Source organism: Mucilaginibacter sp. OK283 (genome assembly GCF_900110415.1).
In the GTDB taxonomy this organism is placed as follows: Bacteria; Bacteroidota; Bacteroidia; order Sphingobacteriales; family Sphingobacteriaceae; genus Mucilaginibacter.
Genome location: NZ_FODR01000009.1, coordinates 308,203 through 331,245, shown reverse-complemented (window position 1 = coordinate 331,245; position 23,043 = coordinate 308,203). Strand labels below are relative to the sequence as shown.

Here is a 23,043-nt window from a genome sequence, read left to right as displayed (position 1 = left end):
TCATCCGAATCCGCTATATAATCTTTACAAGTTACCTTGTCTGATTTGTCATTTCTATTACCGGAATCGCTCCGGCTTTTTAACTTCTTTTGCTCTTCCGAACAACCCTCCGTTTGGGTCTGCAAAGGTAGTATTCCTTTTTACTTTTCCAAAACTTATTTTTTCTTTTTTTTGGAGACCCGAAACCGATCATTTTCACTTGATCTTCCTCTTCGATTGCGGGTTGCAAAAGTGCGAATTTTAATTTGATTTAACAAGTGATAATTTCACTCTTTTTGATCTTTTTTTTATTCGCTAACTCTTCAAAAAACAACGCCCTTTTTCTGGAGCGGCCACAAATGTACACAGAAAACCACTTACCAACCAAGAGAAATTTTCAAATAATTAAAACAATTCTACAAGTAACTGTAAACTAACGTTAAATAAACCCCAACAGCGCCCGAATATCTTATAAACAATAGCATATACCTAATTTGTATATTTACAAAGTATATGAATGAGCAACAGTTCCCCGATAATTTCCTGCAAACCTTAAGCGCAGAAAATGGATTTGACGAAGAAAATTTTATCCAGGCACATCAAATTACTGATGCGCCTACCTCTATAAGGCTTAATCCTTTCAAGCATCCATCATTAAAAACAGATGAACAAGTAGCCTGGTGTAGCGATGGATTTTATTTAAACACCCGCCCATCCTTCACTTTCGACCCGCTTTTTCATGCCGGGTGCTATTATGTACAGGAGGCATCGTCTATGTTTATCGACCATATATTAAAACATATCCGCCCTAATATAGATGACGCGATAAAAGTACTTGACCTTTGCGCTGCTCCAGGTGGCAAAAGCACACTCCTTAATTCGGCCATTAATGCCAATGATTTGCTGGTTGCCAACGAAATTATTAAAACACGCGTACCTGTATTAACAGATAACCTTAGCCGTTGGGGCCAGGCAAACGTAATAGTGAGCAATAACGATCCGAAAGACATTGGGCGGTTAAAAAGCTTTTTCGATATTATCCTGGTTGATGCACCATGTTCGGGCTCGGGCATGTTTCGTAAAGATCCGCAGGCAATGAACGAGTGGTCGGAGGCCAATGTGGAATTGTGTCACCAGCGGCAGGAACGGATCCTGGCCGATATACTCCCTGCCTTAAAAGAAGACGGATACCTTATATATAGTACCTGCTCTTACTCGCACCAGGAAAACGAAGATATACTGGATTGGCTTTGCCTTGAATTTGATTTGGAAAGCGTACGTATACCTATATATAAGGAGTGGGGTATTGTAGAAACGCAATCGCACGATAAAAAGGCATGGGGATACCGCTTTTATCCGGGCAAGGTTAAGGGTGAGGGGCTATTTGCATCGTGCCTTAAAAAGAGAACCAACACCGGCGAACTGGGCACCTTTAAAAACAACATGCAGCAAAAAATAAGCAGCAAGGAAATTGACCAGATAAAAGCATATATTAACAACCCGGACGACTACTATTATTTTAAAGTGAACGAAGATTGGCTGGCGATTAACCGCGCACATAAAGAAAGTCTGAATATTTTACAACGGCATCTATACCTCAAAAAATCGGGCGTGCGGGTTGGTAAGTTAATGGGGAAAGATTTAATACCCGACCATGAGCTGGCTTTAAGTACTATTATTAATAAAGACGCGGTTTTACAAACGGAACTTACCTACGACCAGGCTATTCAGTATCTGCGCCGAGACAACATCGACCTAAACCCTATGGAAAAGGGCTGGAGCCTGATGAACTACGAGGGACAGGCCTTAGGATGGGCTAAGCTATTGCCAAATAGGATTAATAATTATTACCCCAAAGAGATCAGGATATTTTCGAGCCCCCCAGCCCCCTGAAGGGGGAGTCTTTTGATAACACAGTTATTAACTGCAAACTTTTATTCCCCCTTCAGGGGGTTAGGGGGCTTTTAATACTGCCCTATTGATAACAGCACCAGTGTACATGCATACTCTGTTTCAATTCCTTTTTCAGTGGCCATGCGCCTGAGTTCAGAATTTTCGGTACCAGGGTTAAAGATGATTCGCTTGGGGTGTGTTTTTAATATATAGTCATATAACGGCGGTTGATTTTGAGGACCAACATATAAAGTAACCGTATCAATATCATTATGAATGGTTTCGGGCTTCTCGATAGGCACACCGGCAACCTCGCCTGTTTTTATGCCTACATTAACTATGCTATGCCCATGACCAACCAACCTGTTGGCTGCAAGATTTGCGTACCGGCCGGTATCGGGCGTTGCTCCTAATATAAGTGTCTTTTTATCAGCCATTGATTATCCTGTTTAATAAAGCAATTTGGCCGGAGTGGTAAATATGATGCTGAATAAGTCCGTTAATCAATTCTTCATAGCTCACACCTGTTCCCATCTCGCGGTTCCGTTCGTCTTTTATCGACTCATCCCATTGTTCCTGCGGGAAGTTCTGGATAATGCCAATCAAATTTACGTTCACCAGCTTTAAATCATCAACATAGTTTTGCCATTTTTGTTCGTCAGGCGCACCGGTTTCGGGCCAGTCGCCACTTGTGGGTATGCCAGCCGTAAGCCCATTCATCCTATCCATTACTTCTTCTGTCCAGGCTATCATGTGTAAAACGATTTCGGCTATGTTATGGACAGATCCAGGCGGCTTTTCGTAGGCGGCCTCGAAGCCGATGCTTTCTACTATATCATAAACAGGCGAACCATACCAGGCATCGCCCGATAGTATCTTTTGCAATTCGGTACTCAGTTTTTCAGAAATTGTCATGCTAATATTTTTAAAGCGGCCAGCGCACAGTTAACACCATCAATAGCAGCAGAAATAATGCCACCAGCGTAACCGGCCCCTTCTCCACACGGAAATAATCCTTTAACCTGTGGGTGCTGCAAAGTTTCTTTATCCCTGGGAATTTTTACCGGCGATGACGTGCGCGACTCTACCCCCACCAAAATCGCCTCGTTGGTATAATAGCCCTTCATCTTCCGGCCAAAAGCTGGCAACGCTTTTTGCAGACGTTTGTGAATCCAATCGGGTAACACCTCCTTCAATTCGATACTCTTTGTGCCCGGCAGGTAGGAGTTTACGGGCAGATCATTTGACAAACGCCCTTCCACAAAATCGACCATACGCTGACCCGGTGCAACCAGGCTGCCGCCGCCAGCTTTAAAAGCGGCGCGTTCCACCTCGTGCTGAAAGTTGAGCATTTTGAATGGATCGATGTCATTGCCGGCCACATCTTCCATATTAATCTGTACTACTGTACCTGAATTGGCGAATGGGTTATTCCGCTTTGAAGGGCTCCAGCCGTTTACCACAATTTCATTTTCGGCGGTTGCACAGGGCGCTATAATACCGCCGGGACACATACAAAACGAAAATACGCCCCTATCCTCTACCTGCTCAACCAAATTATAATAGGATGGCGGCAAATCCGGACCACGGTTTTCGCAATGGTATTGGGCGCGGTCAATTATTTCCTGCGGATGTTCTATACGCACACCCAAAGCAAATGGCTTGGCTTCTATCAGTATATTTTGATGATGCAGCATTTCAAACACATCCCTTGCCGAGTGGCCCGTTGCCAGGATTACGGCATCAGCGGTCATTTTTTCGCCGCTGGCCAGTTTTACGCCTTTTATCTTTCCAAACTCAACCAGTAAGGCTGTCACTTTGCTATCAAACAAAAACTCGCCGCCTGCATTTAGTATCGTTTCGCGCATGGCGGTAATAATCTGGGGGAGCTTGTTGGTTCCAATATGCGGGCGGGCATCTATTAATATATCTTCATCTGCCCCATGGGCAACAAACATTTTGAGCACCTGGTTTACATCGCCGCGCTTGGTAGATCGGGTGTACAGCTTACCATCAGAGTAGGTACCGGCCCCACCCTCGCCAAAGCAATAATTTGATTCGGGGTTAACCAGGCCCTGTTTGTTAATATTGGCCAAATCGCGCCTGCGTTGTTTAACATCTTTGCCCCGCTCCAGTATCACTGGTTTTAATCCCAGCTCAATGCATTGCAATGCAGCAAAGATGCCCGCCGGGCCTGCGCCTACTATAATAACCGGGCGGCCAAACTGCACGTCGGGATAATTTACAGTAAAAATTTCGGGATTATAGGGCTCATCAATAAACACCTGCACCATCATGCGGTAAACCACTTTACGGCCACGGGCATCTATAGATCGTTTTAACACTTTTACGGCCGATAGTTTCTGCGGCTGCATATTTAAAGCTGCCGCCGCAAGGCGTTTAATTACAGCCTCATCTTCATGCTGCCCGGGAGAGCATACTATTTCAATTTCTTTTGTCATACTATCGCCGGGTTTCTATCCCGGATTAGGGCAAAGGTAAGAAGCCCCCTCTAAATAGCAAAACCTTCATGAGCGCCTTAAAACAATAAAACGCGAATAATCTCCCCCTGAAGGGGGAGACTTTTTAATATTTCTTTTAAGGCCTAATTTATTTGATTCACCCAACCAAAGACGAGGGCTTTAAATATAAAGGTTTGGACATGCGCCAAATTATCCCCATAAGATGCCAGGGCAAACGCATCTATTGGGTTAACATAACTTAACATATTTCGAATATTTTTTTTATAAATATTTAATAATCAATATTTTATATTTTATCATGGTTAACACTAAACTGATCGCGCAATTTAGGCGCATCCAAATATTTGTGCCTGTAGTTGACCAATACAAGTCCCTTTGATACCTGGATCATTTAACCGGGATCAGCCAATAAAAATAAGGTATCGCTTGATGCTTATATCTTCCCTACGCCATAAGCTTAACCAACCATCGTTCCCCCTTCAGGGGGTTAGGGGGCTTTGTGTTCGCATGTGCGCATCAACCGTCCGCTAACGAACAGTTTTAAAATAGCTTAAATTTATAAATATCTAAAAATCAATCAATTACAAAATGGCACTTGGATTGGCATAGGCTTCACAAATAAACACACAATACAATGACTACTGCCGACGAACGTTTACAGACAATTTGGGAAGGATGCTTACGCAACGAACGTAAAAGCCAGGAACAATTTTACAAACTATTTGCATCGCGGATGCTGGCTGTTTGCATGCGCTATGCTACCGATAAAGACGAAGCGCAGGATATACTGCAAGAAGGTTTTATAAAAATATTCAGGAACATGCAAAACTACCGTGGCGATGGCAGCCTGGAAGGTTGGGTGCGCCGTATTATGGTGCACGCGGCTATTTCGCGCTACCGCAAGTTACGCCCGGTTGTTTTGGTTGAGGATTTTGCTGCCGATAGTGATATGCCTATCAGCAAAGCATATAATGATAATGAGCTTGAAGCAAAGGATTTGATGAAACTGATTCAAAAACTCCCTAAAACTTATCGCTCGGTATTTAATATGTACGCCATTGAAGGATACTCGCACCAGGAAATTGGCACATCGCTGGGGATGAGTGAATTGCTGTCGCGTACAACTTTACACCGCGCACGCACTGCCTTAAAAGAAATGATTGGTAAACTAACTACCCGCGAGGAGCATTGCTACGCGTAAAGACCTCCAGCCTCACCCTGCCCTCTCCTTTGGAGAGGGTTCTGATTAGCGGGGTGGTTGGCCCTTATTTTGAATTTGAATTCGATTTTAGTTTCCTGTACCCCATTCTGAACTACCATAACCATCGCGGGCTTTCCAGTTGTATTTAATATCTAAAGCTTTCCAGGTTTCAGCTTTCCGGGTGGCTATCATCACAATTTTCTCGGCTGCCAGGGCGTCGTCATTCGTAATGGTGTCTATAGCGGTTATTTCATAGTCGCCCGAATCCAGTTTTCTTGAAGTGATATTTAATCGTGGCCTCGCATCGGTTTCACTGTAATACTGCCGGTACTGGTAGTAAGCTTTAATCAGTTCGTCGGATGTTTTAATATCCTTTCGTTTCGCTATCGTATCATTAAACTTATCCGGCGGAATCTGCTTAAACGATTCAGCGCATGAACCAAAGAGTATCAGCAGAAACAACATCAAGCCCCCTCTAAATCTCCCCCTGAAGGGGGAGACTTTAATTACACTTGTTCTATCTAAATTCATCTGCACATCTGAAATATGTGTTTTGTCTTCATTTTCAAATTCGCTTCATCTGCACATCTGAAATTTGGAATCTGCACATCTGTGTTTTCATTTTAAAATACTCAAATTTTCAAATTCGCTTCATCTGCACATCTGAAATTTGGAATCTGCACATCTATTTATGTTTGCTGCTCATATAGTAAGTGATCTCGCCGCCATTCATAATATCGGCATGGCCAATGAATAAACCATCCAGGGGTTTACCATTCAGCGTTATCTTTTGTACATACACGTTTTTGGCACCCTGGTTTTTTACGTTGATGGTGAATTTTTTTCCGTTATCCAGGTTGATAACGCCACCATTCACGGCCGGGCTGCCTATGGAATACTGATCAGATCCAGGCGCTACCGGGTAAAAGCCCAACGTGCTGAAAATATACCAGGCGCTCATCTGGCCGGTATCGTCGTTACCGCCCAAACCATCCGGGGTTGGTTTGTACATACGTGGCAATATCATCCGGATGCGTTCCTGTGTTTTCCATGGTTTATCCGTCCAATTGTATAAATAGGCTACGTGGTGCGATGGCTCGTTGCCATGTACATAGTTGCCGATGATGCCATCGCGGGTTATATCTTCCGTTTCGGCAAAATATTTGTCGGGCAGGTTCATGGTGAACAGCGAATCGAGGTAACCTACAAAACGCTTGTTGCCGCCCATCAGCGCAATCAGGCTTTTTGGATCCTGTGGCGCAAACAGGGTATAGTTCCAGCTGTTGCCCTCAATAAATCCCTCGTTGATGGTGCTTAGTGGGTCAAACTTTTGGCGGAAACTGCCATCGGCCAACCTTGGGCGCATAAAGCCGGCTGCGTTATCGTATACGTTCTTGTAATTTTCTGATCGTTTGATGAATTCATTATAAACATCCATCCGGTTTAGCTTTTTGGCCATCTGGGCTATGGCCCAGTCGTCAAAAGCATACTCCAAGGTTGATGATACCGATACGCCGCTTTTTTCATCGGGGATGTAACCTTTATCCATGTAGTCGCCTATACCCTCATAATCGCGGTGCTTTGCAGTGGCTACGCAGGCATCCAGCGCTTTGTTGGCATCAAAGTTTACATTTCCCTTTACAACGGCATCGGCCAGTACGGCTACACTGTGGTACCCGCTCATACACCAGTTCTCGTTACCCGAGTTTGACCAGATGGGCAGCATATGTTCCGGACTTTGGTCAAAATGGGCCAACATACTTTGTACCATGTCCGCGTTTCTTTTCGGTTCAATAATATTAAACAGCGGGTGCAGCGCCCTGTAGGTATCCCAAAGCGAAAAAGTGGTATAATTGGTAAACCCTTCGGCCTTGTGCACGTTTTGATCAAGGCCTTTATATTGCCCATCGGCATCCATATATACCGTGGGGTTAATCATGGCATGGTACATGGCGGTATAAAAGTTCTCTTTTATCTCTTTATTACCGGCTATCTCTATTTTATGCAGTTCGGTTTCCCATAATTGCTGGCCGTCGGCTTTTACTTTTTCAAAATCCCAGCCAGGTATCTCGGTTTGCATATTATTTAAGGCACCGGCCATACTCACCGGTGATAATGCAAACTTGATTTTTATTTTTTCGCCCTCTTCGGTTTTAAAATCAAAGTAAGCCCTTATTTGCTTGCCGGCAATTTCGGGAAAGTTTTTCACCCGGTTAAATTTGCCCCAAAAGCCACCATATACTTCGCGCTGATCGTACTTTTTGTATCCATGCTGAAAGAATGCTTTTGAAAAACTCATGGCAAAGTATAACGACCGCGTGCGCGCCCAGCCATTGGTTTGGCGGAAACCCACAACGGTGCTATCATTAACAACCCTTAAATAAGTCCACACGTTTTTATCCGGATAATTGTAAATCCCGGCCATCAGATCTAATATAATATGCGACTGATCGGACTTAGGGAAGGTGTACTGGTGAAAACCAACACGTGCGCTGGTGGTCATCTCGGCCAAAATATTACTTTCGTCCAGTTTTACTTTGTAGTAGTTAGCCTGGCTCACTTCGTTCTGGTGCGAAAATGCCGAGCGGTAGCCGCTGCCGGGTTTATCGGCCGTACCGGGGTTAAGTTTTAATGCCCCAACTGTTGGCATAATTAAAAAGTCGCCCAGATCTGAATGGCCGGTACCGCTAAAATGAGTATGGCTAAAGCCAACTATGGTTTTATCATCGTACTGGTAACCGGCGCAGTATTTATATACATCGGGATTGTATTTGCCGTTCAGTTCGTAGCTGGGAGTATCAGTCTCCGGGCTCAATTGTACCATTCCAAAAGGAACTGTAGCGCCCGGGTACACATGTCCCATACGCTGGGTACCTATAATAGGGTTTACATATTGTACTAAATTTTCGGCAGTTTTAGTTTGTGCGGCTGCGCCAAGCGAAATAGCAGTAAAAAAAAGGCAGAGTGTCTTCTTCATTTTGTGGGTCGATGTCAACATTAAGCTTCAAATATAGGCTATAACAGTTAAATGTTTCGCTTAACGTGATAAATTCTGTACCTTGACATAATGTCACTAAACCATACCAGTTGTAACAACGGTATGCGTTTTGTAATCTAAATCAAAAACACACCTGTAAAACAACTTCAACCTATGAAAAAGTTACTTTCAGTAATATTAATTGCAGTAGCAGCCGTGAGCTTAAGCTCATGTAGTTATAACAGCATGGTTAAGCTCGACGAAACTGTTAAAGCTAAATGGGGCGCCGTCCAAAGTGATTACCAGCGCCGCAGCGATCTGATACCCAATCTTGTAAATACGGTTAAAGGTGCCGCTAACTTTGAAAAAAGCACGTTGACCGCCGTAATAGAAGCCCGCGCAAAAGCAACATCGGTGCAGGTTGACCCTACAAAACTTACACCCGAATCTATCAAAGCTTTCCAGTCATCGCAGGGCGAGTTAAGCTCGGCCATTGGCAGGCTGTTGGTTGTATCAGAAAAATACCCGGATTTAAAGGCCAACGAAAACTTTCGCGACTTATCTGTTCAACTGGAAGGCACCGAAAACAGGATCAACGTATCCCGTAAGGATTTTAACGATGCTGTAATGGAATATAATTCCAAAATCCGCTCGTTCCCGGCTAACATCACGGCCAAAATGTTTGGCTTCTCCGAAAAAGGATATTTCACCGCCGAACCCGGAAGCGAGAAAGCACCGAAGGTTGAGTTCAATTAATTAGTGAATTAGCGAGTTAGTGAATTAGTGATTTGAGCAGTTTAATTATTGAATGACTGAATTACTGATTTGAACTACAGGGTAATTAGCGGTTTGAGCTATCAATTCGTATCGTTCATTTGCTTAAAGAAATAATAATTCATTCGTTCACTAATTCATTCATTCACTAAATCACTAATTCACCCAATCACTAATTAAAAAGATGGCGGTATTTAACGAAGAAGAACAGCAACGCATCCGTAAAGCTATTGAACAGGCCGAGAGCCGCAGCAGTGGCGAGATACGGGTTTGTATAGAAAAGAAATGCGCCGAGGATGTGCTTGACCGGGCAGCGAAATATTTTTTTCAGCTTAATATGCACAAAACAGCACTGAGGCATGGGGTGTTGATATATGTAGCCACTGTTGACCGAAAGTTTGCCATTATTGGCGATGCCGGGATTAACCAGGTTGTGCCTGCCGATTTTTGGGATACAACCAAGGAGGATATGCTGCAGCATTTTAAATACGGCGATATTGTTGAAGGTATTGTAACCGGCCTGCAAATTGCCGGCGAACAACTGCAAAAATATTTCCCGCACCATGCCGGTGATGTTAACGAACTACCCGATGATATCGCTTTTATGGATGGCGAATAACCTATAAACCTCATGTTTAAAAAACTCACGATATTTTTTAGCCTGCTGCTTTGCTCCGCGATGGCGTTTGCGCAGGATTTTCCGGAACGGTCGGCCACACTGGTTACCGATTATACCAATACTTTATCGGCCGATGATAAGCAAAAGCTGGAAAGCAAATTGGTTGCTTTTAACGATTCTACATCCACGCAAATAGCTGTGGTGATCATGAAATCAACCGGCAGTTATGATATTAACGACTATGGCCAGCAACTGCTGCGCAAATGGGGTATTGGGCAAAAAGAAAAGAACAACGGCATCCTGGTAATTGTTGCTATAAGCGACCGTAAAATGGCTATCCAAACCGGTTATGGCGCCGAAGGGCCATTGCCTGATGTACTTACCCAGCGCATTATCCAAAACGACATGAAACCCCATTTTAAAGCGGGCGATTATTATGGCGGGCTGGATGCGGCTACAGACGATATTATAAAAGCTACCAAAGGCGAATTTAAGGCCGAAGCACAGGAAAACGACCAAAGCAGCGGCGGAGACGGCGCGGGAATCATCATCCTGATTGTGATAGTAGTTGTTATATTAATTATCATATTTCGTAACCGCGGCGGTGGGGGCGGCCGGCAAATTATCGACCGCAGGGGTGGCGCAAGCCCCTTCTGGTGGTTTTTGGCCGGCAGCATGCTTGGCGGCAGCGGCCGCAGCAGTGGGTCTGACTGGGGCGGTTTCTCCGGAGGAAGCGGAGGCGGTGGCGGTGGAGGCTTTGGCGGTTTCGGCGGCGGCAGTGGCGGCGGAGGCGGATCAAGTGGCAGCTGGTAGGTTTTAATTATTTGATTTAGTGAATGACTGAATTATTGATTTGAGTTGCAATTTATTTATTGATTTATTAAACTCATGTATAGGAAAGATTATATACTCACCGAATTAGAAAAAATGGCTTTGGTTATTGTCCGGCTGTTGGGGCTTAAGGAGGCTGGTAAAGCCGATGAGTTTATAAAGCTTGCTGATAGCACACTTTTAAATGAGTACAATATTAAGCTTCATGAAATACTTGAGCTTGACATTGATGCTTTTAAGTTATTGCTTGAACATGAAAATTACAGTGCCGACAATCTGGATGCCTTAGCGCAATTACTATACATTTATAGCCTGCCTTTTACAGCAAATGCCGAACTTTTGCTGTCATTTAAAAAGATTTTGTTAGTTTACGATGTGCTGGAGCAACAATATCACCGGCAATCGTTTGAAAACATTAACAAGCGCAATACCATCTATCAATTTCTACAAACAAACTATGAGTAAAGATCTTACCTGGAAACTACTATCATCTACTTACATACATAAAGGCCCATGGGCTACATTACGCGTTGATCGCTGTGAAATGCCCGATAAACGAATTGTTGAAGACTACTATGTTTTAGAATACCCAAGCTGGGTTAATGCCGTAGCAGTAACCGATGACAATAAAATATTAATGGTAACACAATATCGCCATGCTGCCGATATTATTTCACTCGAAATTCCGGGAGGCGTAGTTGATCCCGGGGAAGAACCCGTTCATGCCATCCGCCGCGAACTGCTGGAAGAAACCGGCTACCAGTTTGATGAATTTGAACTGATTTGCACCGTATACGGCAACCCATCAACCGCCAATAACCAAACCTTTACCTATTTTACCAAAGGCGGCAAAAAAGTACAAGGCCAGGAGCTGGATGATCATGAAGAGCTTATTGTCGAAGAGTATACTATCGAAGAAATAAAACAATTGCTGCTTGATAATAAAATAAAACAAGCCATGCATTGCTCAGGCTTGTTTTATGGCATGTTAAAACTGGGGGCGCTGTAATCATTCCGGGCAATTGTCCTTGCGACGGGTATCCACAACATAAATAATTTTCCAGCCCGCCGCAGTGCGCATCAGCTGGAAAACATCAACCCCGCAATGGCTAAAGGTTTTGCCCAGGTAAAATTTATAGGGTGTCCAAACGCTGGCCAGGTCGCCATCTATTTTTATATCGTTAAAGGTTATCTCCTCGTCCCACATTTCTTTATGCGGCGTGCCTACGGCTTTTATAAAATCATTGGGGTTTTCCATCTCCAGCTCAACCGTGCCATCCTTTTTATTGGCTACACCTTCAAAAACGATGTTTTTATGAAAAGCCGACCGCAGCATGGTACTATCGCCTTTGCGCATGGCATCAAACATGGTGTTAATGGTTTGCTTTACAGCCTCCTTATCGGTTTGCTGGGCAAATGTTTTGAAGGATACAAAAAGGATGGCGCTTAAAAAGAATATCTTTTTCATGTGATGGGATTTGACGACAAATTAGGTAAATTTGTATATGCAGCCAATTGATTATAAAGAATATCTTGAATTTAACCCCGAAATAAGGTTTGGTAAACCGGTTATTAAGGGTACGCGGATTTCTGTATATGACGTTTTGCAATGGCTGGCATCCGGCTTGAGTCATGAAGAAATTCTAAGCGATTTCCCGCAACTAACATCCGAAGCTATATTTGCATGCCTTGCCTATGCGGCTAACAAAGAACGGATAATTAAAGTGGCATGATACGGCTCATCGCTGACGAAAATATTTCATGGCGTATAAAAAAACTCCTTTTAGATTGGGATATTCTCCCTACAAATGAAATTCGGGCAAACGAACGTTTAAGCGATTTTATGATCTGGCAATTCGCCAAAACAAACAACTACACAATTTTAACTTTTGACGAGGATTTTTGCGAATTACAAAATCTTTACTCCTATCCACCTAAAATAATTTGGTTGCGCACCGGCAACGTCGGCACTCAAAAGATCGCTCACTTATTAATTTCTCTAAAAAAAGAGATTAATCAATTTTTGTCCACTGATGATTTGGGCATTTTTGAGATATATCTTTAACCGGATAGTTAACTTCGAGTTACCACGCTTTAGCTTAAAGATGACATGCCCTTAAACGAAAAACATGTCACATCAAACCCCCATTTGCTTTACAGCACGCCTATGCGCCACCGCTTTCCCATTTTTTGACTTACCTTTTTTACGCTTGCCCAGCCAAATGATAAACCCTGTTACGGGCAACGAAGCACAGATTAGGCTGGCTAAAAAGGCAATGATTTTACCTGTAAGCCCCAGCACCTGGCCAACGTGTAAATCGTAATTCATGTTATTCATTTTCATGCCAGGGCTTTTTTGGGCATGGGTAGTTTTTTTGAGCATTTTGCCGGTATACTTTTCAAAAGCATATTCGTCGCTTTTAAAGTAGTGCAGGCTTTGGGCGTAGGCGCTTATACCGATAGTTCCCGAAGCGGATGCGTCATCAAAAAGCAAAAACATTTCGGCCCGGGGCGACCCTGCCTGGGCGGATTCAAACGATTTATCGATAACAAAACGCGAATCGGTTTTGCCTTTTAAAAGCGAATCGGATTTTAACACTGCTTTTTCTTCGGGATAGGCCTTGCCAAGGTTGGCTGTGGTGTATATGCCTTCCCGCATCCAGTCAAAAGCTATAGCTAAACCGGTTATAGCTAAAATTATGGCAACGCCGGTAACATAAAAACCCAGTACGTTATGCAAATCGTAATTAACCCTGCGCCAGCGGCCATTCCATTTTATGGTGAAGCTGCGCTTGCGGTCGGTTTTACGTTTAGGCCACCACAGGATGATGCCGGTTATCATGAGCATCACAAATATAATAACCGAAATACCCACCACCAGGCCGCCTATTTTAGGTGGCAATAACAGGTATAAATGAATGTATTCAACAATAATGAAAAAATTACTTTCCGGGTTTTCGGTGTGGGTAACCCGCCCTGTATAAGGGTTAAGGTATACATACAAAATTCCCTTATCTTTTGGCAAATTCACCAGTACACCGGCCGGCCTGTCGGCCCCATAATAAAACATGTAGCTGGCCGTGGCGCCGGGATATCCTTTTAAACCTTCGGCTTTCAGTACCGATGGCGGCAGGTAGGGTTTATACTCGTTTTTTACGTGGCGATAGTTGTGGATAACATCCTGGATCTCGTCCTGGAAACAAAAGATACAACCGGTAATACTCACCAAAAACACCACCAGCCCGGATATAAAGCCGAGCCAGCGATGTATAAATAACATGACTTTTTTGAACGTCATATTTAAAATTTATAGGTAAATGTAAGGGCGTAGTTTCTTAATTTTTGCGGGTTAACGGTGGTATAGCCTATCCAGTATTTTTGGTTGGTCAGGTTATCCATCTTAGCGCCTATGCGGTAGTTTTTCAGGTCGTAAAATGCAGATGCATTAAAAATAGTGTAAGCGGGCAAAGTAAATACACCCTGGCTTACGCTATTAATAATTTTGTTATCGCTGGCATAGTTGCCGCCAAACCCAAATCCTAAACCTTTAACGGTGCCTTTTTGTAAACGATAGCTTACCCAAAAGTTGGCCAGGTATGGCGATGACGCCGTACCCGGCCGACGGTTGGCCACATCGGCATTGGTAGTAGCATCGTATTTTGAATCGTTGTATGAGAAGCCCAAAACAGCGTTTAAGCCCGCAATTGGGTTGGCGATTACTTCGGCTTCGATGCCTTTACTCAACTGAGTACCATCCTGGATAACCCTGTTTGGCGTAGCCGATGGGCGGGTGATATCTTTAACTTTAATATCGTAGTAGCTTATAGTACTGCTTAGCTTGCCCTCAAACAAATCCAGCTTAACGCCACCTTCAATTTGATTAGCATGTTCGGGTTTAAGTGGTTTATTATCTTCGGTAATGCCTGTTTGGTTGCGGAAACTGTTTTGGTAATTGGCAAATAATGATACATGATCTTTAACCGGCTGATAAACCAGGCCAAACTTTGGCGAGAAAGCAGTTTGCTGATAAGCGCCATACCTGGTTTTAGTTGTAGGATCGTAGTTGCCGATATTGACAAAACGATCTACCCGCAGGGCTGCAGATGCAAGTAACTGATCGGTAATGTTAAATACATCAGATACATATGCACTATAGGTGTTGCGGATGTAGATGGCCGGGTAGGTAAAGCCATAGGTGCCGGTTGCATACATGGCATCCATCGCGGCTTTATTAAAGTTGCCATAATTTTGGTTCCCTTTTAATGATACGGTATCAAGCGTACTCCCGAAGAAAAACTGGTTGGAGTTGTCCCTGAAAAAATCAAGCCCGCCTACAAACCTGTTCCTGAACTTCCCGATCTTGAAATCACCATTAAAGTTTTGCTGAATTTCGATCATATCATCCTTGCTTTTGCGGGTCGACTGATCATTGCGGGAAATTGAATCGCCGGGGAGCAGGTAATAGTAAGGCCCAAAACCATCGGAGTAACTATGGGTTGATGCGATGTTGGTGCGCGAGGTCCACGAATTGGAGATCTTGTATTTTACTTCGCCATAAAAATTGGTGCTCCTTGATGTTTCGGTTAAATCATTTCCCATGTACGATTGCTTGTAATCGATAGGAAGCTCATCAGCCCGATCATGTCCAAGCTGGGCTATGGTTACACCATACGGGAAAAAGAAGATGGGCTTACCAATACTTTTCCCGTAAAACAACTCTGCATCTACCGAGATACTTAACCTCTCGGTAGCGTTATAAACCAGGCTTGGCGCCACAGCTATAGTGCGGTTAAAGCCTGTGTTTTGAAAGCTACCCTCATGATTATAAGCTGTGTTTAAGCGTAACAATACCTTTTTCCCGGCGTCGAGCGGGGCGTTGATATCGGCACTCACACGCTGAAAATCAAAGTTGCCTAAGGAGCCGGAAATCTCGCCGCCAAATGAATCATAGGGCTTTTTGGTTACGCGATTAATTAAGCCTCCATATGAAGTAAGACTGCTACCGAACAAAGTGGCCGACGGGCCTTTAATAATCTCGATGCGATCGATATTGGATGCATCAATCGAGCTGGTAACATTACCGGCGATACCGTTACGTAATGCAGATTGCACTACAAAACCACGACTGGCATAATAGGCGCCGCCATCGCCGCCGCGGCCGGTTGCCTCCCACATTTTTTGGATTCCCGATGCGTTGCGTATGGCGTCATCAACGGAAAATACCTGTTGCTCCTGCAATAACTGGCTGCTTATACTATTATAAACCGAAGCGTTTTCCAGGTTGCTCAAAGGCATTTTAGATACATCAACGCTTTTTTTGTGTTTAAACTTATTGGTTTTATTGGCGTTGATATTTACTTCCTGTAAACCGTGGGTAGCATCAGACACGGTGAACTGGGGTATAACAATGGTTTTACCAGCAATAACCTCAACGGCAGCCTCTTGGCTCTGGCTACCAACCTGCGAAACTACCAGCGTGTATTTACCCTGTGGCGCCCTGAAGCTAAAATCCCCGTCATCATTTGTAACAGCGCCATATTTGGTACCTTTTAACATCACTGAAACATTGTCGGCCGGCTTATTGGTATTGGTAATTACATGCCCGCTAACGGTACCGCGATTTTGCTGGGCAAATATCGGTGTAACCATTAAAAGTAACACAGCAGCTAAAAAAACAGTAGAAAATAATTTGTAAAGGTAGGGTTGAAGTCGATTCATTTTTATTTAGACTAATTATAAATAATGGCCAAAAGTAATCCATTATGACAATTCATCCAAATTTATTTAGAAAGATTCCAAAGAAGCAGTAAGTATCAAGTAGTAAGTATCAAGACCTGTCTATAAAATTCACTTTGCACATCTGTAATTTGAAATCTGCACATTCAAAAATCCGAAATCGAACATCCAAGATCCCAAATCCCTATATATCCATTACCTCTTTTTTCTTTTTGCTTTTCATTCGTTTGGGTACAAACTCAAGGATTTCATTTTTGAGGGCTTCAATCAGGCGGCGTTTCAAAAAGTTGCGTTGGATAACTATGCTTACTTCACGGGCCGGTTCGGGCGTTTTAAAGTATCGGACCTTGTCGAGCTGTTTATCGGTTAAATCGGTGAGGGCAAGTTCGGGTAATATCGTGGCGCCGTTGTTTTGGTCAACCATGCGTTTAAGGGTTTCAACACTGCCTGTATTATATTCAAAATGCTGGAAGCCTTTGGTGGCCTTGCGGCGCTGGCAAATATTTAATACCTGTTCGCGCATGCAGTGCCCCTCGTTCAGGATCCAAATCTCCTCCATATCAATATCATCGGGCGTGATACTTTTCTTTTTGGATAGTTTGCTGTTTTTAGATACGTAGGCCACGAAGTTTTCGTAAAAAACTGGGATCTCGGTTAAGTTACTTTCATGTAGCGGCGTTGATAATATACCACAATCAATCATTCCCAGTTTCAATTGCTGAACGATTTCCTCGGTGGTTTGTTCCCATACAATAAGCTTTACCTGCGGGTATTTTTCGATAAAACCGTGAATGATCTTCGGCAATATATAGGGCGATACAGTAGGGATAATACCAACCCTTAACTCGCCTGATAACTCTTTTTGCCTGTCGGTAATAATTTCTTTGATCTTTTCACTTTCAGACAACATAATGCGTGCCTGGGTAATTATTTCTATACCAATTTCGGTTGGTGTTACGGGTTGTTTGCTGCGGTCAAATATTTTTACGCCAAGGGTATCTTCCAGTTTCTGTACCTGCATACTTAGGGTTGGCTGGGTAATAAAACATTTTTCGGCGGCTAAAACAAAGCTGCGGTAAGTATCAACTGCTACAATGTATTCAAGCTGGGTTATGGTCATTTTTATATAGATAAATACTATGCAAATATAAAATTTTATTAGTTTTATCTATTTTGGATTTGGGATATTAGATGTGAGACGTGAGACACTTTGCAAAAGGCAAAAAAATAAGATTTCCAACACCAGTAAAGCCGTCTCAAATCTCAATCCTAATACCTCACATCTAAATCCCCCTACTCCACCGTTACCGATTTTGCCAAATTTCGTGGCTGGTCTACATTACAACCGCGCATTACGGCTATGTGGTAAGCTAATAGTTGTAATGGGATAGTAGCAATAAGCGGCACAAATGCTTCGTGGGTTTGAGGTATCTCAATCACATAGTCGGCCATGTCCCTTACTTCGGTATCACCTTCGGTAACAATGGCTATTACGTGTCCTTTGCGGGCCTTTACCTCCTGTATGTTACTAATCACTTTTTCGTACGATGAGCTTTGGGTCGCAATAACAACCACCGGCATATCATCGTCAATTAGCGCTATAGGGCCATGCTTCATTTCGGCAGCGGGATAACCTTCGGCATGAATATAGGAGATCTCCTTGAGCTTTAAAGCACCTTCCAACGCTACCGGGAATGAGCTGCCCCTGCCCAGGAACAGGCAATTGGTTGAATCTTTAAATTTCGCGGCTATCTTTATAACGTGATCGTTGCATTTTAAAGCCTCCTCAACCAGTTGAGGGATCTGGTTTAATTCGGTCAAATATTCAACCAGCTTACTTTGGGTTATTTTACCACGCTGCTGGGCTATATAAAACGCTATTAGCGTTAAAACACTTACCTGGGCTGTAAATGCCTTGGTTGATGCCACCCCTATTTCGGGGCCGGCATGCGTATAAACACCGGCATGCGTAGTACGTGGAATGGATGCACCTACCACGTTACATATGCCAAAAATGGTGGCGCCTTTTTCTTTAGCCAGTTCAATAGCCGCCATGGTATCGGCAGTTTCGCCTGATTGGGAGATGGCTATTACCAAATCTTTTTCGGTGATGATGGGGTTACGGTATCTAAACTCCGAGGCGTACTCCACTTCCACGGGTACGCGGGCGTATTCCTCAATCAAATACTCGCCAACCAGGCCGGCATGCCATGATGTTCCGCAAGCAATGATGATGATCCTGTCGACATTCTTCAGCTTCTCGGTGTATTCTTTAATGCCGCCCAATTGTACCTTACCTTGCTGCGGATAAATACGCCCGCGTAAACAATCGCGGATAGAACGTGGCTGCTCATATATCTCTTTTAGCATAAAGTGCTCGTATCCGCCTTTTTCCAGCATCTCCAGCTTCAGGTCGAGCTCCTGGATATAGGGTGTTTGTACCGAGTTATCGATATTTTTTATCAGCAGGCTATCCCGGTGTATGTAAGCAATTTCGTTATCATTTAAATAAATCACGTTTTTGGTATACTCCACAATCGGCGTGGCATCTGATGCTACAAAATACTCGCCTTTGCCAACACCTATAACCATCGGGCTGCCTTTACGCGCCGCTATTAACAGGTCGGGTTCATCTGCGCTCACGATAACAATGGCATACGCGCCAATTACTTTGGTTAAAGATACCCTTACGGCCTCCCGCAGGCCAAGCCCGGTTTGATCCATGATATCTTCTATCAGGTGTATTAACACTTCGGTATCGGTATCACTTTTAAAAATGTGGCCTTTGGCAATAAGCGTTTCTTTGATGATGCCATAGTTTTCGATAATGCCATTATGTATTATCGTAAGCCTACGGTTGCCCGACGAATGTGGATGCGAATTGCGGTCGCTTGGCTCGCCGTGGGTTGCCCAGCGTGTATGACCCATCCCTAATGACCCTTTAAGATCAATATCCTTTACAAATTTCTCAAGGTCATCAACCTTGCCGGCCTTTTTATAAACCTTAAGTTCTTTATTTAACAGCGCAACACCGGCGCTGTCATACCCCCTGTATTCTAAACGATGAAGCCCTTTTATAACGATGGGATAAGCATCCCGGTAACCTATATAACCAACAATTCCGCACATAGTAAATTTAATAAAGTGTAAATGGAGCAAAAATAATCAGCTATATAACACACTTCATAGCTTATTATTTTAATTATTTCAGAAAAACGGAAGGTTTTTAGATACTTAAAAAATAATTTTAAGAAGCCTTTTGGCCTTAAACAAAAAAATCCCCTAAGCGGGGATTCTTTTTATTTTAATTAAGCTTTTACAGCTTGGGTATCTTGGTATAAAAGATGTTCAGTTTAATGCGATAAGATGAATTATTATCGCTGCCAATCAAAATCGAACGGGCCGCAATTTGTGCGCTTGGGGTTATCCCGGTAGCCCCGGTGGTTGAATTTACTTCGGTAGCATCAATGGGGGCAATGTAAGTTCCATAATCTACGGTCTTTTTACGTATAAGATCCTGGATGTAGCTTGTAATTACAAAACGATAGGCTTTTACCGGCTCTTTGGTTGTGTTGGAGTAAAAGCCTCCAAATATGCCTGTCTGGTAAAGCGGGTTTGATGCCGATGCATCCTGTATCAAAATACGCTGTTTGGCAATGTCCAATTGGTACATGGTCAGCTTAGGTAATGGCGCATACGGAATGCCGGAACCCTGAACGGGTGTTATTACCAATTCGGCCCGGTTTAACACTATTGAGTCGGGGTTAAGCTTGCTTATACCCGGAAATCCAACTTTTGCACGCAATGCGCCCAGGCCTTGCAGATAAACTGTAGTTTGGGTAGTTCCCCCGGCTGTTTTGGCTTTGGTTACAGTTTCGCTGTACTGGCGCCTTATTTCGGCGGCATGTATCGGGAAGGTTAATGATACGCTTGCCGTATCAGTTGTAGTATCCTTTTTTGCCTTGTAAAATACATCCAGATGCGAACCGGCAGAAGCAAGGTTTAATTGCAATGTGCCGCCTGCATTTGTTGGCTGCGCCCTTTGTAAAGTAAGGTATAAACCTTTAACAGCATCCTGGAAAGCCGCATTGGAAGCCAAAGCAGTACCATTTGCATTAAAAAGATGATCATAAATAAATTGTTTGCTGAAAGGCACACGTAACTGTGGGGCCACTCTTTGCACAGTATCCACAGTATCTTTCCTTATCCGGGCTATGGTTAAACTATCGTGTGTATTGGCAGTAAATGTTTTGGATGCTAAAACAGTTCCCTGGTTAGCCCAGCGATTGGTACCATAATAGGTTTGGTTAACCGGCTTGTCCTGTAACTGGTACACGTTTATCTTATACCGTGTCACAACCGAATCGCCGTAAAACCCATCAGCATAACCCAGCACAAGCACGGCCGAATCTATAGTAAGTGTACCCGCCGGAACAGTATAAGGGGCGGTTGGCAACTGAATACCCAGTGCAACATTTGTTTTTGTTGTACCAAAAACAGGGTCAGCAAACTCGCCAAGCGGTGTTTTGGTCAAGCCGGATGTAACTACGGTTGCAGTATCTTCGTCAACAGTTTTAATGGTAACAGTAGTATCAACAAGCAAAGTGCCAGATGTTTGGGTTGATGTATCTACCCCTAAACCTATGCCCTCCTGGCGCTTACAGCTATTGAAAATAAAAAGACTTATTAACAGGGTCAATAAGTCTAATCTGAAAAATTTCATATATAATATTAAGTCTTATGCAACATGCACCAATTCGTCGTTGGTAATTTCGTCGTAAAAATTGTAATAATTTTCGAAATCTGCGGTAGAATCAAATTCTAAAACCGATTTATTGCTGTTTTTAACATTATTTAACACATCTGCATCGATATTATCGCTGCCTAAAACAATACCGTCTGAGTATTGGATTGCACCGGCATAAAGAGCAGTATTAGTACCTTCTTTGTAAGCGTCAACATGTGCTTCGGTCATGTTGCTCATGATTGCTTTTTGGGCAAAATCGGCACCAAGTTTATCACTAAAGTCATTTTCGTAAATCGAATAAATGATTTTTGAATGCTTAAAAGTTGGATCGTCTTTGTAAGTAGTTTTTAAATACGCAGGCACCAGGGCGCTTAACCATCCATGGCAATGGATAATATCAGGGGCCCATCCTAATTTTTTAACCGTTTCCAATGCACCTTTGCAAAAGAAAATCATGCGTTCGTCATTATCGGCATAAAACTTCCCGTCCTTATCACCAAACACATGTTTACGCTGAAAATATTCTTCATTATCTAAAAAATACACCTGCATACGTGCTGCCGGGATAGATGCTACCTTAATGATCAGCGGGTTATCATTATCGTTGATAATGATATTCATACCCGATAAACGGATAACTTCATGAAGCCTGTTCCTGCGCTCGTTAATATTGCCAAAACGCGGCATAAGGATCCGGATCTCGAACCCCTTCTCCTGCATTGCCTGCGGAAGTTGGCGTGTTATTTCAGCAATTTTTGTGAGTTCAAGGAAAGGAGACATTTCATGAGTTATAAACAATAGCTTAGATTTACCCATCACTTAATCAGTATTAAAAATATGTAAAGAAGTCAAAAAATTTGAGTTTGCAAATATAATCATTATTATATGAACTGTCAACGAATTGTGCAAGTAACTTTTGGTATTTTTTGCGTAAATGCACACCTTTACCAAATTTTGTAATTCAAAAGCTTTGAAGATATTTACTACCAGGCAACAGGTAACCCAGCACTTTGCCAATAAAGCCAACAAAACCGTTGGCTTTGTACCTACAATGGGTGCGCTGCATAACGGCCATATATCGTTAATTAAACAGGCTCAGCAAATTAGCACCGAAGTGGTTTGCAGTATTTTTGTAAACCCTACCCAGTTTAACGACCCCAAAGACCTTGAAAAATACCCCCGCCCCATTGCTGCCGATATAGCCATGCTGGAGCAGGCGGGCTGCGATATTTTGTTTAACCCGGCGGTTGATGAGATGTATGATGATAATGAGAAATGGCATTTAGACATAGGTAGCCTGGAGCATTTGCTGGAGGGCAAATTTCGCCCCGGGCATTACCAGGGCGTAATGCAGGTGGTAAATAAACTGTTTAACATCGTGAAGCCCGACATCGCCTTTTTTGGCCAAAAAGATTACCAGCAGTTTATGGTAATCAGTAAAATGGTTAGTTTATTAAACATGCCCGTAAAGCTGGTAATGTGTCCTATTTTACGCGATGCCGACGGACTGGCCATGAGCTCGAGGAACATTCATTTAACTGTTAGCGACAGGCAGCACGCCCTCATATTATCAAAAACATTAAACTGGGTTAAAAGTAATTTCGGTAAAGAAAATATCCCCCAGCTTCAGCAGCAGGCCGAACAGATGATAAAAGCCGAGCCAGGCATAAACCTCGAATATTTTGAAATTGTAGATGGCGATACCTTGCTTCCGGCCAATTCAGACACAAAAACTGTAGTTGCCCTGGTGGCAGCCCGTGCAGGTAAAACAAGATTGATAGATAATATGTTGATTGGGTAGAC

Annotated in this window: 22 protein-coding genes; 10 read left to right on the top strand and 12 right to left on the bottom strand. The window is 43.2% G+C overall.

Features of this window, described 5'->3' with window-relative positions:
• Positions 1–492 precede the first annotated feature (492 nt).
• Positions 493–1,872: a methyltransferase RsmF C-terminal domain-like protein gene (locus BMX56_RS20990; protein WP_090651628.1), complete on the top strand. Its 1,380-nt coding sequence runs from the start codon at positions 493–495 to the stop codon at positions 1,870–1,872.
• 71 nt (positions 1,873–1,943) lie between these two features.
• Here BMX56_RS20990 and BMX56_RS20985 read toward each other — a convergent pair whose 3' ends face one another.
• From BMX56_RS20985 to BMX56_RS20975, 3 genes are read right to left on the bottom strand one after another with little or no spacing between them, the layout of a single operon-like run.
• A complete protein-coding gene (locus tag BMX56_RS20985) occupies positions 1,944–2,309 on the bottom strand; it encodes a CoA-binding protein (protein WP_090651627.1) in 366 nt (121 codons plus the stop codon).
• On the bottom strand, positions 2,302–2,787 hold the full coding sequence (locus BMX56_RS20980; protein ID WP_090651626.1) for a DinB family protein: 486 nt from the start codon (positions 2,785–2,787) through the stop codon (positions 2,302–2,304). Before BMX56_RS20980 ends, BMX56_RS20985 begins: the two co-directional genes overlap by 8 nt.
• Positions 2,784–4,334 carry an NAD(P)/FAD-dependent oxidoreductase gene (locus tag BMX56_RS20975; protein ID WP_090651625.1) on the bottom strand — a complete coding sequence of 517 codons (1,551 nt, stop codon included), beginning with the start codon at positions 4,332–4,334 and terminating at the stop codon, positions 2,784–2,786. Before BMX56_RS20975 ends, BMX56_RS20980 begins: the two co-directional genes overlap by 4 nt.
• Before the next feature lie 655 nt (positions 4,335–4,989).
• Here BMX56_RS20975 and BMX56_RS20970 point away from each other — a divergent pair.
• Entirely contained in the window at positions 4,990–5,556 is a 567-nt protein-coding gene (locus BMX56_RS20970; RefSeq protein WP_090651624.1) for an RNA polymerase sigma factor, read from the top strand.
• Positions 5,557–5,643: 87 nt separating this feature from the next.
• Here the strand turns inward: BMX56_RS20970 and BMX56_RS20965 are convergent, their stop codons facing one another.
• Both BMX56_RS20965 and BMX56_RS20960 read right to left on the bottom strand, forming a co-directional pair.
• Complete coding sequence (locus tag BMX56_RS20965) at positions 5,644–6,021, bottom strand: hypothetical protein (protein WP_090651623.1); 378 nt, start codon at positions 6,019–6,021, stop codon at positions 5,644–5,646.
• 220 nt (positions 6,022–6,241) lie between these two features.
• Positions 6,242–8,533, bottom strand: a complete 2,292-nt coding sequence (locus BMX56_RS20960) for a GH92 family glycosyl hydrolase (RefSeq protein WP_090651622.1) — start codon at positions 8,531–8,533, stop codon at positions 6,242–6,244.
• A gap of 174 nt (positions 8,534–8,707) precedes the next feature.
• Here BMX56_RS20960 and BMX56_RS20955 point away from each other — a divergent pair, with 174 nt between their 5' ends.
• The 5 genes from BMX56_RS20955 (at position 8,708) to BMX56_RS20935 (ending at position 11,766) form a co-directional block, all read left to right on the top strand.
• Positions 8,708–9,289 (top strand): LemA family protein, encoded by a 582-nt coding sequence (locus BMX56_RS20955; RefSeq protein ID WP_090651621.1) that lies wholly within the window; start codon positions 8,708–8,710, stop codon positions 9,287–9,289.
• A gap of 202 nt (positions 9,290–9,491) precedes the next feature.
• Complete coding sequence (locus BMX56_RS20950; RefSeq protein WP_090651620.1) at positions 9,492–9,926, top strand: TPM domain-containing protein; 435 nt, start codon at positions 9,492–9,494, stop codon at positions 9,924–9,926.
• A 12-nt stretch (positions 9,927–9,938) separates the two neighbouring features.
• Complete coding sequence (locus BMX56_RS20945; protein WP_090651619.1) at positions 9,939–10,739, top strand: TPM domain-containing protein; 801 nt, start codon at positions 9,939–9,941, stop codon at positions 10,737–10,739.
• Between the two features lie 75 nt (positions 10,740–10,814).
• A complete protein-coding gene (locus tag BMX56_RS20940) occupies positions 10,815–11,222 on the top strand; it encodes a hypothetical protein (RefSeq protein WP_090651618.1) in 408 nt (135 codons plus the stop codon).
• Positions 11,215–11,766 carry an NUDIX hydrolase gene (locus BMX56_RS20935; protein WP_090651617.1) on the top strand — a complete coding sequence of 184 codons (552 nt, stop codon included), beginning with the start codon at positions 11,215–11,217 and terminating at the stop codon, positions 11,764–11,766. Before BMX56_RS20940 ends, BMX56_RS20935 begins: the two co-directional genes overlap by 8 nt.
• Here the strand turns inward: BMX56_RS20935 and BMX56_RS20930 are convergent, their stop codons facing one another.
• Positions 11,767–12,225, bottom strand: a complete 459-nt coding sequence (locus tag BMX56_RS20930) for a nuclear transport factor 2 family protein (RefSeq protein WP_090651616.1) — start codon at positions 12,223–12,225, stop codon at positions 11,767–11,769.
• Between the two features lie 37 nt (positions 12,226–12,262).
• Here BMX56_RS20930 and BMX56_RS20925 point away from each other — a divergent pair, with 37 nt between their 5' ends.
• Both BMX56_RS20925 and BMX56_RS20920 read left to right on the top strand, forming a co-directional pair.
• A complete protein-coding gene (locus tag BMX56_RS20925; protein ID WP_218152463.1) occupies positions 12,263–12,490 on the top strand; it encodes a DUF433 domain-containing protein in 228 nt (75 codons plus the stop codon).
• Positions 12,487–12,822 carry a DUF5615 family PIN-like protein gene (locus BMX56_RS20920; RefSeq protein ID WP_090651615.1) on the top strand — a complete coding sequence of 112 codons (336 nt, stop codon included), beginning with the start codon at positions 12,487–12,489 and terminating at the stop codon, positions 12,820–12,822. Before BMX56_RS20925 ends, BMX56_RS20920 begins: the two co-directional genes overlap by 4 nt.
• 72 nt (positions 12,823–12,894) lie before the next feature.
• Here BMX56_RS20920 and BMX56_RS20915 read toward each other — a convergent pair whose 3' ends face one another.
• The 6 genes from BMX56_RS20915 to BMX56_RS20890 all read right to left on the bottom strand — a co-directional run bounded on the left by BMX56_RS20915 (position 12,895) and on the right by BMX56_RS20890 (position 22,056).
• Positions 12,895–14,055 carry a PepSY-associated TM helix domain-containing protein gene (locus BMX56_RS20915; protein WP_090651614.1) on the bottom strand — a complete coding sequence of 387 codons (1,161 nt, stop codon included), beginning with the start codon at positions 14,053–14,055 and terminating at the stop codon, positions 12,895–12,897.
• 2 nt (positions 14,056–14,057) lie between these two features.
• Positions 14,058–16,475 carry a TonB-dependent receptor gene (locus BMX56_RS20910; RefSeq protein ID WP_090651613.1) on the bottom strand — a complete coding sequence of 806 codons (2,418 nt, stop codon included), beginning with the start codon at positions 16,473–16,475 and terminating at the stop codon, positions 14,058–14,060.
• 202 nt (positions 16,476–16,677) lie between these two features.
• The gene (locus tag BMX56_RS20905) at positions 16,678–17,613 is read right to left on the bottom strand and encodes a hydrogen peroxide-inducible genes activator (RefSeq protein ID WP_090651612.1); all 936 of its coding nucleotides are present in this window, start codon (positions 17,611–17,613) and stop codon (positions 16,678–16,680) included.
• A 173-nt stretch (positions 17,614–17,786) separates the two neighbouring features.
• A complete protein-coding gene (glmS, locus tag BMX56_RS20900) occupies positions 17,787–19,622 on the bottom strand; it encodes a glutamine--fructose-6-phosphate transaminase (isomerizing) (protein WP_090651611.1) in 1,836 nt (611 codons plus the stop codon).
• 187 nt (positions 19,623–19,809) lie between these two features.
• Positions 19,810–21,216, bottom strand: a complete 1,407-nt coding sequence (locus tag BMX56_RS20895; RefSeq protein WP_090651610.1) for a DUF4270 family protein — start codon at positions 21,214–21,216, stop codon at positions 19,810–19,812.
• Positions 21,217–21,231: 15 nt separating this feature from the next.
• Positions 21,232–22,056: a glycogen/starch synthase gene (locus BMX56_RS20890; protein WP_090651609.1), complete on the bottom strand. Its 825-nt coding sequence runs from the start codon at positions 22,054–22,056 to the stop codon at positions 21,232–21,234.
• 154 nt (positions 22,057–22,210) lie between these two features.
• On the opposite strand from BMX56_RS20890, the gene panC reads away from it, so the two are divergent.
• Positions 22,211–23,041, top strand: a complete 831-nt coding sequence (gene panC / locus BMX56_RS20885; protein WP_177183874.1) for a pantoate--beta-alanine ligase — start codon at positions 22,211–22,213, stop codon at positions 23,039–23,041.
• The last annotated feature ends 2 nt before the right edge of the window (positions 23,042–23,043 follow it).